10 protein-coding genes are annotated in these 11,471 nt (G+C 64.6%); 2 read left to right on the top strand and 8 right to left on the bottom strand.

Annotated features, from left to right (window positions below):
* From F2Q65_RS19790 to F2Q65_RS18710, 8 genes are all read right to left on the bottom strand, one after another.
* On the bottom strand, positions 1-379 hold a 379-nt coding region (locus tag F2Q65_RS19790), incomplete at its 3' end, for a hypothetical protein (protein WP_211354104.1).
* Positions 380-551: 172 nt separating this feature from the next.
* Positions 552-1,931: an O-antigen ligase family protein gene (locus tag F2Q65_RS18740; protein ID WP_150094923.1), complete on the bottom strand. Its 1,380-nt coding sequence runs from the start codon at positions 1,929-1,931 to the stop codon at positions 552-554.
* A 13-nt stretch (positions 1,932-1,944) separates the two neighbouring features.
* Positions 1,945-2,640, bottom strand: a complete 696-nt coding sequence (locus tag F2Q65_RS18735) for a hypothetical protein (RefSeq protein WP_150094922.1) — start codon at positions 2,638-2,640, stop codon at positions 1,945-1,947.
* 29 nt (positions 2,641-2,669) lie between these two features.
* Positions 2,670-3,395 (bottom strand): tyrosine-protein phosphatase, encoded by a 726-nt coding sequence (locus F2Q65_RS18730; RefSeq protein WP_150094921.1) that lies wholly within the window; start codon positions 3,393-3,395, stop codon positions 2,670-2,672.
* A 27-nt stretch (positions 3,396-3,422) separates the two neighbouring features.
* Entirely contained in the window at positions 3,423-5,705 is a 2,283-nt protein-coding gene (locus F2Q65_RS18725; RefSeq protein ID WP_150094920.1) for a GumC family protein, read from the bottom strand.
* On the bottom strand, positions 5,705-6,250 hold the full coding sequence (locus tag F2Q65_RS18720) for a polysaccharide biosynthesis/export family protein (RefSeq protein WP_211354103.1): 546 nt from the start codon (positions 6,248-6,250) through the stop codon (positions 5,705-5,707). The genes F2Q65_RS18725 and F2Q65_RS18720 overlap by 1 nt, the downstream gene beginning before the upstream one ends.
* Positions 6,251-6,681: 431 nt before the next feature.
* Positions 6,682-7,893: an outer membrane beta-barrel protein gene (locus tag F2Q65_RS18715; RefSeq protein WP_150094918.1), complete on the bottom strand. Its 1,212-nt coding sequence runs from the start codon at positions 7,891-7,893 to the stop codon at positions 6,682-6,684.
* An 82-nt stretch (positions 7,894-7,975) separates the two neighbouring features.
* Positions 7,976-8,764, bottom strand: a complete 789-nt coding sequence (locus F2Q65_RS18710; protein ID WP_150094917.1) for a hypothetical protein — start codon at positions 8,762-8,764, stop codon at positions 7,976-7,978.
* Positions 8,765-9,300: 536 nt separating this feature from the next.
* Between F2Q65_RS18710 and rfaH the strand changes: the two genes are divergently transcribed.
* Positions 9,301-9,825, top strand: coding sequence for a transcription/translation regulatory transformer protein RfaH (rfaH, locus tag F2Q65_RS18705; RefSeq protein ID WP_150094916.1), 525 nt, complete (start codon positions 9,301-9,303; stop codon positions 9,823-9,825).
* Between the two features lie 32 nt (positions 9,826-9,857).
* Positions 9,858-10,931, top strand: coding sequence for an undecaprenyl-phosphate alpha-N-acetylglucosaminyl 1-phosphate transferase (locus F2Q65_RS18700; protein ID WP_246156379.1), 1,074 nt, complete (start codon positions 9,858-9,860; stop codon positions 10,929-10,931).
* Positions 10,932-11,471 lie beyond the last annotated feature (540 nt).

Raw genomic sequence — 11,471 nt, 5'->3', positions numbered from 1 at the left:
AAACAACAAACCCCCAACCAGCACTACCCCCCACACCTCTTCGTGCTAGTAACATTTCTTTTAGACAATAGCCCAAAGCCCAAAGCCCAAAGCCCGTAGGGTGGAATAAGCGCAGCGTTTCCACCAGAAGTAAGAGCCCAAAGCCCAAAGCCCAAAGCCCAAAGCCCGTAGGGTGGAATAAGCGCAGCGTTTCCACCAGAAACAAAAGGCCAAAGCCCGTAGGGTGGAATAAGCGCAGCGTTTCCACCAGAAACCAAAGCCCGAAGAAGCCAGAACCCAAAGCCCGTAGGGTGGAATAAGCGAAGCGTTTCCACCAGAAGTCAAAGCCCAAAGCCCAAAGCCCAAAGCCCGTAGGGTGGAATAAGCGCAGCGTTTCCACCAGAAGCCAGAGCCCAAAGCCCGTAGTGTGGAATAAGCGAAGCGTTTCCACCAGAAGTCAGAGCCCGAGGAAGTCAGAGCCCGAAGGCCGAAGCCTGTAGGGTGCAAGAAGCGCAGGGTTTCCACCAGAAGCGGACGTCTGGATTCGGTGGATACGCTTCGCTTAATCCACCCTACACAATTTTTCTGGTAGGGGGCGCAAGCGCGGCGTTTCTATTGCGCCGTCCGCGTGACTCTACGGCCAGCACGGCGATGGCGCAGAGGACGACAAAGGTGGCGGCATTGGCCGGTATCTGGTGGTTGAAGTCGGATGTGGCATGGATCATCAGGGCGGTGATGCCCATGGCTGCGCCAAGGCCGACGCCGTTGCGGTAGAGCGAGCGGCGACGACAGAGCGCCCGCAGCGCATAGCCCAGCGCCATCAGCACGAACAGCGCCAAGGGCAGCATGCCGATGACGCCGAACTCGATGGCGAATTGCAGATAGTCGTTGTGGGCATGGTCGAACCGGGCGCGCACGTCTGGCCCCGGAAACCGCTGAAAGCTGGCCTCGAAGGCGCCGGCACCATAGCCGCTCCAGGGGCGTTCCAGGAACTGCGGCAGTGCGTACAGGGCGATGTCGTCGCGGTCGACGTTCTCATGGCGCACCACTTCGCCGTCGACCACCAGATCTTCCAGCTGCGTTGCCGCCAGGCGATCGCGCAGGTTGTCCAGGCCGAAGTGCTGGCTCACGATCAGCAGGTCGATCAGCAGCAGGCTGATGAGAATTGCACCATTGCGCAGGCGATGCTCGGGGTGCACCAGTGCAAACAGCCCGCCGACGACCAGCAGGCTGGAGAAGAAGGCCACATTGCCCATGCGTGAATGCGTCATGACCAGCCCGATCACCATGATGACCAGCGCCAGGCGGATCCAGGCCTTGGGCCCCAGCAGCAGGTCGGGCAGTGCGCGCCAGTCGAACGGTCGTCCGTCGCGCAGGGCCATCAGCAGGCCGATGCCTGCCGCCAGGGTCATCTCCAGATAACCGGCCATGTGATTGCGGTTGACGAAGGTGCCGGTGACCAGGCCTCGGCCCCAGGTCTTGGGCTCGAAGAGCATCCATTCGATACCGGACAAGGTCATGAAGGCGCCGTAGAACGCTTGCAGGGTTCCGCTGATCAGGAGCACCGCCAGCAGCAGGGTCAGGCGTCGGCGGCTGCGGAACAGCCCGGTGACGATGAGGAACAGCAGGGCGTAGGCGCAACCGAGCAGCAGGGCGCGGAAACTGGCGCCGGAGTCGGTGCTGATGCCGCTTGTGATCTGCACCAGCACCCAGGCCTGGGCCGCCAGCAGGAGCGCGAACATCCACCAGGCACCGGCGGGGGGCATCAGCCGGTGCGGCCGACGGGCTTGCAGCAAGGCGTACGACCAGCCGACCGCAAGCAGTGCAACCAGCAGGACCAGCAGTGCCGAGGACCAGGGCCGGTTGCTGGCCGCCGGCAGGGGCGCCCAGACGAGTATGGCCAGGGTCAGCGCCACAAGCACGCGCTCGAGCGTCAGCCATCTCTCAGCCATTTGCACCCCCGGCTCAATCACAGACCAGGTGGCGCTGCGGCAACGTGGCGGGGAGACGGGTGCAGACGAACAGCCGCAGCCCCTGGCTGGCCATGGCCTGTCGGATCTGTGCTGCGTCACCGCGCAGGATGGCGCGCTGCGTGGCCTGCAGGGTGGCCTCGCGCGCCGGCGGGTCGAGCCGATGCCAGGCGCTGAGGCCGGTGATGGCAACCTGCCGGTTGATGCCCGGGCGCCATGGGCCCAGCGCCTGCGCCTGGCGCAATGCATGGCTCAGCGCTGCATCGCGTTCGCCGAGGCGACGTTCCGCGTCGGCCAGACGCGCCCAGTCGTAAGGCCTCAGCGGGCGCGCACGGGTGGCCGCCTCGTGGAAGCCAACCGCCTGGCGCCGACTGCTGGCGGCATCCGGATCGCCGATCGGGAGGTCGGCGTCACGCCACTGGTATACCCGCCCCAGGCGCTGCCAGTACTCGCCATGGGCAACCGGGTAGAGATCGATGGCCCGTTGCGCCGCGGTCCGGGCGATGTTCCAGGCCTGCGGCTCCGGCTGCCGCCTCTGGGCGCGCCAGTCCTCGAGAAAGGTCTCCGCCTGCAGGCTGAACAAGGCCGCCAGCAGCATCCGCGCGGCGAGCCAGGCCAGGACCAACGCGGCGCCAAGCAAGACGGCGGCGGCAAGCTTGCGCTGCCAGGGTGATGAGGTCGCACGCGACATCCCGGAATGCGTCTGCCCCATCGTCGCGTCTAGAACAGGGACTCGACCATCCGCCACGGATTGTCGCTGACCAGGGTCTGCGCGGCGGCGTCACCGACGATGGCGCAGGCGGCCTTCAGTCCTTCGCTGAGCAGCGGCGGGCGGTAGGCCAGATTGTGCGCATCCGACGCCAGCACCGTGACCATGCCCTCGGCCAGCAGGTCGTGTGAAAACGTCTGCGCGGCGCGACCAAAGTGTCCGGTCAGCGATGCGGCGGTCAACTGGATCAGGCAGCCCTGGGCCACTAGACGCCGCAGCTTGTCTGGGGCGGCCACCAGATCCTGATTGCGCTCGGGATGCGCGATCATTGGCAGGATGCCTTGCGCGATCAGCCAGTCCGTCAGCCGTTCCGCGCCGAAGGGCAGCTGGTGATAGGGAAATTCCAGCAGCAGCACTGGCTTGCCATTCCAGCGACCGAGAAACGGAAGCGAACCGTCGGTGACGCCCTGCATGATTTCCAGGCCGAAATGCACCTCGGCGGCGGCCGCCACCTTCAGCCCGATACCGGCGGTGTCCAGCTCGGCGCTAAAGGCCTGCAGCGCCGCGCGGATGGAGCCGGCGTCGTTGTCGAAGCGACGCGGCTGTATGTGCGGTGTGCAGACCAGGTGCGTGGTGCCGTCGGCCAGCGCCAGGCGCGCCAGGGCCAGCGCGCTGTCCAGATCCTGTGCGCCGTCGTCGATGCCGGGCAGCAGATGGGTGTGGACGTCGATCCTCATGCGGGTGCGGGCGCGCGGGTGACCGGGCTAGCTGCGCTCGGAGTGGGCATAGCCGTGGTAGTCGTAATAGCCCCGATAGCCATAGCGATAGCTGTAGCCATAGCCGTACTTTTGCGACTTCTTCACGTCGACGTAGTTGAGCACCACGCCGGTGATGGGGGCCTTGTTGTAGGCCAGTTGTTCCAGGCCCTTGCGCGCCGCCGGCGCCGGCGTGGATTCTGTCTTCACCACGTAGAGCACGGAGCTTGCGTGGGTGGACAGCACCAGGGCGTCGCTGACTGCGTGCACGGGCGCTGAATCGATCACTACCCGGTCATAACCGGCGGCCAGTTCGTCCAGCAGGTCGCCGAAGCGCCGGCTTGAGAGCAACTCCAGCGGGTTCGGCGGCACTGTGCCGCAGGGCAGGATGTCGATGTTCTCCACCCGCTGCAGGCAGTCCTGCAGGTTTGCGGAGCCGGCCACCAGGTTGGCCAGACCGGGCGCCTCGGGCGGAAAGCCGAAGGCGTGCTTGAACGTCGGCCGGCGCATGTCGGCCTCGAGCAGCAACACCTTCTCCAGCTGCCCCAGGGCAAAGGCCAGATTGGCGGCGACGGATGTCTTGCCCTCACCGGGAATGGTGGAGGTGACCACGATCACCTTGTGCGGATTGTCGAGTCCGGACAGCACCACTCCGGTGCGGATGGTGCGCACCGCCTCGGAGAAGGCCTTGTCCACGTCGTCCAGATAGCGGCGCACCATTTGCTGACGCTTGGCGAGGCGTTTCTGCTGCGGCAGAATGCCCAGCACTGGCAGCCCCAGCTTCTCTTCGGCCTCGCCGGTGCCACGGATGCGCGTGTCCAGCCGATCGCGCAACAGCACCAGGCCGATGGTGGCCAGCAGCGCCAGGATGCCGGCAATCAGGGTGATCTTCTGCTTCTGCGGCTTCACCGGGCCCTTGGGCACGATCGCCGCGTCGACGATGCGGGCGTTGGCGGTCTCGAGATCGGAGGTGGCCGCGGTCTCTTTCAGCCGGGTCATGAAGGTGTCGTAGAGCGAGCGGTTGGTCTCCACCTCGCGCTCGAGCTCGCGGAACTCGAATTCGCGGCGCTGCAGATCCTGGATCTGGGTCTTGTTCTGCTCCCAGGTCTCGCGCAGGGATTGCTCGTTGGCCACGGCCAGCTGGTAGTTGCGCTCGATGCCTGCCACCACCTGGTCTACCTGGCTGCGCAGGTTGGCCTGTGCCGCGCCCAGTTCCGTGCGGGCGGCAGACATGGTGGGATGCTTGGGGCCATAGCGGCGCGAGAGTTCCTCCACCTTGGCGCGGGCGCGGGCCTCGTCGGCGCGGAACTGCTGGATCAGTGCGTTGCTCAATACTGCGGGCACGGTGACCAGGCGCTCCCAGTCTGCATCTTTCATGGCCTCGATCTGCTGGAACAGGTTCTCGGCGGCGGCCAGGTCCTGGCGGGCCTGGATCATGCGCGACCCGAGCTGGCTCAGGTCCTGCTCGGACAGCGTCGTGACGCCTTCCACGTCGACCAGGTTCTCGCGCTCGCGATAGGCTTGCAGCCGCTGTTCAGAGTCTCGCAACTTGACCTTCAGTTCTGCCAGGCGCTCGGTCATCCAGCCGGCCGCGGCCGTGGTCATGCCCAGCTTGGCCTCCATCTGGCTCTCGATGTAGCCCTCGGCCAGGGCGTTGGCGACAGCGGCAGCCAGCGCCGGATCTGCCATTTCCACCGAGACCTCGACCAGCTGCGTACCCCGCTTGGGCTCGACGGCAATGCGGCCCTTCAGGTTGCTGACCACGGACTCGAAGATCTGTGCCTCGGTCGGTGCCGGCGGGGTCCGCAGGTCATCCGGCGTGGTCAGTGGCAGCCAGGCGGTCAGCGGCGCTGGCAGCAGGTCCAGCCAATGGCGCCAATCCAGCCAGGCGCGCCAGTTGAAGGAGGGCTCGGGCTGCTGGCGCGGGTCGAACTCGGGGTGATTGCTCAGGTCCAGTTGCCGGGCAATGCGTTCGGCCAGCGAACGCGACTTGATGAGTTCGAACTGGGTGGCCAGGTACTCAGCCGTGCCACCGCCCACGCCATAGACCTCCTCGATGGAGACCACGTTGGCGGCATCGCGCTCGATCAGCAGCGTCGCCGCGGCCCGGTAGATGGGCGTGATGGTGTGCACCCACAGGGTGGTCAGCATCATGACCAGCAGCGGCAGGCTGATGATGGCCCACTTGTGCCTCAGCAGCAGCAGCCACAGGTGCCGCAGGTCGATGCTGTCGTCGTCTTCGGTTGTCCGTACTGGTTGCATGGGCCCCGAAGCAGTGATTGGCTGCTCCATCAGAAGAAGCTCTCCTCAATGGTCAGGATGTCGCCGGGGTTGACTGCCGAGTCCAGCGTCACGCGCCGGGGCTCCTTGCTCAGGTCGCCTTCCTGGATGATGGTCATCTTGTTTCTGGATGCACGCTCGGTCTTGCCGCCGGCCAGCGCGATGGCCTTGCGCACGGTCAGCCCCGGTTGGTAGGGATAGCCCCCGGGGGTGTTCACCTCGCCGTTGACGTAGAAATGCCGGTAGTTGATGACGTTGATGGTGACCCGCGGATTGACCAGGTAGTCGCCGCGCAGCCCCCGGGCGATCTCGCGCTCCAGTTGCGCCGGCGTGAGCCCGCTGGCGCGCACCTCGCCGAGGAACGGAAACGGCAGGGTGCCGGCGTCGGTCAGTCGCACCTCATCAAAGCTGAGGCTTTCCTCGCCGAAGACCTTGACGCTGATCACGTCGCCGGCACCGAGTCGGTAATTGGAGTCGGCCTGGGCCTGCGCCAGAGACGGCAGCAGGATGCCAAGCAAGAGCAGCAGGGGTAGCCAGGGGTAAAGGCGTCGGGTCATCATGGTTGGATCAGGCACAAGCGGCGTCGGTCATCGGGTTACTACTCTTTACAGAGACAAGGTTCTAGCGGTCAAGCCGTCGCTGGTGGACGGCGCTTCGCTTGTCCACCCTACACGCTGATTGATTGGCCATCCTGGCCAAAAATCAGCCTTGCTCATGGCGCCGGCCGGTAGGGTGGACGAGCGAGAGCGACGTCCACCAATCCCCGTGCCGTCGCTGGTGGACGGCGCTTCGCTTGTCCACCCTACACGCTCTTTACAGAGACAAGGTTCTAGCGGTCAAGTGCCCCTTTACTACTAGGGAGACCTCCTGCCCCGCACGGGAAATGCCGAATAAATCAGCGTTTCCCTAGGCCCCTGCCCAAAAGTTGATCCCCACACCGGAACGGCGTGGGGATCAGGCGGCCCGCGGCAGCGTTCGGCCGAACGCGCTACAGGCTGAAGTTGGCCGTGATGAAGTAGGTGTTGCGATCGTAGCTGGCGTCGTCCAGGTTTGAGTCGTTGGACTTGAGCTGTACCTCGGCCCCCAGGTCCAGCCAGCGCCGCATCTTGTAGGTGACACCCAGGCCGAGGGTGTCGAGGGTGTCTTCGCGGTTCAGCTCGCCATAGGTGCCGCCTTCGTATTGCTTGTCTTCGCGCGAGACGAAGACATTGGAGGACAGCCGATCAAGCCAGGCGTGGTCCCAGCCGAGGCGGTAGCGGCGGGTCTCGACGGCGTCTTCGGTGGAACTGCCTTCGTCGATGTAGCTGCTGGTGGCCAGGGCGATGCGGGCATGAGAGACCGGCCGCCAGGTGACCAGGGCATCCCACCAGGTCGTTGAGGTGTCCTTGCGATCATCGAAGTGCTTGTCCTCGTAACCGACCTTGACGGTGCCGGTGGTCTTGCCGGTGGCAAGCCAGGTGAGACCGCCGAAGTAGGTCAGGTTATAGCTGTTGAGATCGCTGCCGGACCAGTCGTAGTCGAAGTCGGCATAGCGGATGCCAACCAATGCGCGCGTCTTGGGCGCGACCCGGTAGTAGAGGGTGCCATGGACCTTGGGGCTGTCGTATTCCTGGGCGCGGGTCTGAGAGCCCGAGGTGCGGTTGTTTTCGTACCGCTTGCGCTCATAGTCGGCGCCCAGGTCCACCTGCGCCCGCGCGCTCTCGGCGCCATAGCTGTACAGGCCGCCGAAGCGCAGGATCTGATATTTGTTGCCGTCCTCGTCGAAGCGACGGTTGGTCAGGTTCTGCACGTCCTGGATGTAGTCGAACCCGGCCGACAAGCGCAGGAGCGAGCGGGCGCTGAACGTCAGCGCCGAGCTGGCCAGCAGGTAGTGGTTGAAGCGGTCGTCCTGCTGGTTTGTTTCGAACAGCTCATAGGCACCGCGGTAGCTGAGTTCGTAGCGGTTGTTGCGCTCCTGCGCCCGGAGCCGCAGCGTGGGCTCGATGCGGGTGGTGAACGAAGACTCGGCATCCCTGGAGGGCGCCTGTTCGATGTTGTCGTCGTAACCCAGCTTGATCATCAGGGTCGGGATGAAGTCCATCTCGCCGACCTTGACGGGAGCGGGGGTCAGCGCCAAGGCGCTGCCGTGCGCCAGGGCGATTGCGCCGGCGCCGGCAAGGGCGATGGCGTAGCGCAGGCGGTTGTTGCGGAACGGGATCATGGGTCACTCCTGCAGGACGGATGCTGGTGCCTTCGGCAAGCTTGCAGCCCGGTTGGCTATGGCGGGGTTGCGAGTGGTTTTGCTAGGCGCTTTCACTCGGCACCTTGTCTTCGTTCGGGGTATCCAGCGGGTCGCTCGAGGTGCCGGTGGTGCTGTCCTGCACGGCCTGCTCCACAGAGCCGGTGATGCTGCCGTCATCATCCGATCCGGGCACCGCTTCGGTGACGGCCGCGATGATCGCATCAGCCGCGTCGGGGTTGGCATAGGCGGCCGCATTGGCAATCTCTGCGGCCAAGCCCGGCGCCGCGCCCGCTGCGGCTCCGGCAATGACCGCAGCCTGCTCAGGCGCCGCCGCAACGGTTGCCGAGGTGATGGACACGGCCTGCGCCGGTGCGGCCCCCACGGCGGCCGAGACGATGCCGCTGACGGCACCTGCCGCACCGCCGGCCACGGCGGCCGAGACCGCGCTGGAGGCAATCGAAGCCGCGGCGGTTTCATCCGCGCCCCCTTCCTGCGCCGCCGTCACGGCGGCACCGACGACCTCGGCTATCAGCGCCTCGGCGGCGGCCTGTTCTTCTGATCCTTCTGCCGCATCGGCGGCGGCGGCAATTGCCGGGGCCAACAATGCCTCGACGACGGCACCGAGCGCCTGCTCCAGTTCGGCGGCGGTTGCGTCGACGAGCGTTGCCTCCTGCGCTGCCGTCATCCCTGCGTCGCGCAGCCGTTGCAAGGTCGAGTCACTGATGGCCTGACCTGCGACCGCTTCAGTCCCCGCTTGCGCGAGGGCGACGTCGGGCATGGCAAGCGGTCCCGCCAGCACGAATACAAGCACAAAAAGTGGAATTTGGACCTGTCTGCATGCGATCTTCATGAAAATTCTCCAGTCTGGACGGGATCTTCGTTGCATCGACGTATGTTAGCACCTGGGCTGGCGCATGCACAGAAGGGTGTGTGTAATCGATAATCCTACATTTCGCTTGCCATTTTGGCAAGTCTCATCTATAAGCAGTTTCCCTGATGAGCTTTGTAGTCCGTTTTATAAGCAGTTAGTGGTGGAGAAAGGAGAGATCTTCTTGCGGCAGGGAGTGAAGGCAGGCCCCTGATCGTATCGTCCTTATGTGTAAATCTTGTTGCCTATGAACTTGCAGTACACGGATTTTTAGGATAGGCTGCTGGATCCTTGTGGCACCCCCCTCCCTGCGCGGGCACCCTTATAGTGTGTAACCTTGGGGCCGACGGCAAATTTCTACCGTCGCGATCGGTCGATCAACGACGACTGGGCGCACACTGAGCGTTGCCGATCCGACTCGGCAACCCGGATGCATTGTCAGCAATCATCAGTACATGGCCACAGCCCGCGATGACCGAAATCGCATTTGCATTTGCAACAAGTCAGATGGACCTCGCATGTCAGCCGAGCAGACATCATCAGCCGAGCAGACACCACCCGACTGGTTCCTGCTGCAGAGCAAGCCGCGGCAGGCCGAACGGGCGCAGCGCAACCTGGAGCAGCAGGGTTACCAGGTATATCTGCCGTGCATCACCGTCGAGCGCGTGCGCCGTCGGCGGCGCTACCAGGTGCAAGAGCCGCTGTTTCCGAACTACCTGTTCATTCGCCTGCAACGCTGGGTCGACAACTGGTACCCGCTGCGCTCCACCCGTGGCGTCGCGCGCCTGGTCGCCTTTGGTGCCGAGCCCCTGGCCGTGGATGACCAGCTGATCGAGGCGATCGCCGCACGCGCCGAGGCCCTGGCTCAACCGTCGGCGCTCGAGCCCGGGCAGCGGGTGGAGATCCTCGATGGTCCCTTTGCCGGGCTCTCCGCCATCTTCAAGGCCAGCCAGGGCGAACGGCGGGTGCAGTTGCTGATCGAACTGCTGCACCGCGAGGTCACCGCAACCCTGCCTCGGGACCAGGTGCGCCTGAGTGCCTAGTCGGACGCTGATCCAGACAATCCCACGCCGCCATGAATGCATTTGCCCTTTTCTCCGCCGTCGCCGTCAGCTGGCTGGCGCTTCGCGTCTTGCACAGGTTTGCGCCCCGGATCGGTCTGCTGGACCACCCCGGCGAGCGGCGCAAGATTCACCGTGTAGCGGTGCCACATGTCGGCGGCCTGGCGCTCTTCGCCGGCCTGCTGGTCGGGCTGGCGCTGGCCGGCGAGGGCGGCTGGTGGTCGGCCCCCATGCTCGGCGCCTGGCTGCTGGTGATCGTTGGCACGCTGGACGACCAGCTTCAGCTCGGCCCCCGCCTCCGCCTGCTGGCCCAGGCCGGCGCGGCACTGCTGCTGACCCTGGGCGGGGGCGTCACGCTGGACTCCCTGGGCAACCTGCTCGGCTTCGGCAACATCCAGCTCGGCATCTTTGCCGTGCCGTTCACCGTCTTCGCCATGGTCGGCATCATCAATGCCTTCAACATGATCGACGGCATCGACGGCCTGGCCGGTGGCCTGGCGCTGCTGGCGCTGGGCTGCGTGCTGCTCATTGCCCCGCCGCAGGGTCACTTGCTGACCGTGATGCTCTGCATCATGGGCGCACTGATCCCGTTTCTGCTGTGCAATCTGGAGCTGCCTGGCGGCCGGCGCTGCAAGGTCTTCCTGGGCGATGCCGGGAGCCTGCTGCTGGGCTATGTGGTGGTCTGGGCGCTGGTGAGCGCGACGCAGACGCCGTCCGGCGCGGGCGGGGCGGGCATCGAGGCGGTCACGGCACTGTGGCTGGTGGCTATCCCGCTGATGGATACCCTCGCCGTCATGCTGCGTCGCATCAGCCTGGGTCGGCACCCGTTCGAGGCCGATCAGGGGCACCTGCACCACCTGCTGTCCAGATACTTCAATGACCAGCGCCCCGCGCTGATGCTGATACTGGCGGCCGCCGCTGCCATGGCCGGCATGGGCCTCATTGGCAATGTTGTCAATGTGAACACCCCTACGCTGTTCTACGGCGCACTCGCCCTCTTCGCCACCTACCTGCTCTTGCTGCGAAACGCCGCACGGCTCTACCGCCGAACCCGCTACCGCCCCCGTCCAGTAGCCCCCAAGATTTAGGAACGCGCCCAAAACAAGGTGAAGACTGTAGGGCGGATAAGCGAAGCGCATCCGCCGTTGTGGCCTGTGGCGGATGCGCTTCGCTTATCCGCCCTGCCGTGCATCCGTGTAGGTTATTTCTGAATCGTGCCTTAGGGGGGGCAGCATGAATTCAGGGGACATTAATTTAGGGGACGGTATATTTAACCTAATTCTGGGTGCAGTATCTTCAACCCCGCTTGGTGCTCACGCAAGGAGCGAGTCTTTAAGGATTGATAGACTGCACCCGTGAGCAACGCCATTACATGTACTGTCCCCGTAATTTGGGTTTATTGAATCTACTGTCACGTAATGGTGGCAGCGATCCTGCGTACCATGTTCTATCCTGATCTTGGGCGGTTGCTAGAATGCGGGTGTAGCAAGGCTGTTATAAGGGTACCGCGGGCCTTGAGCGTGTAGGATTGGCAATTTTCTGGTGGACGGCGCTGCGCATTTTCACCCCAACCAAAAAAAAAATAACCCGATGGTGGGCCACCGCCGCCCCGGGCACCCAATGCCGGC

Source organism: Thiohalocapsa marina (assembly GCF_008632335.1).
Lineage (GTDB): Bacteria > Pseudomonadota > Gammaproteobacteria > Chromatiales > Chromatiaceae > Thiohalocapsa > Thiohalocapsa marina.
The sequence above is the reverse complement of the archived record's forward strand: the minus strand, read 5'-3'. Positions and strand labels throughout refer to the sequence as shown.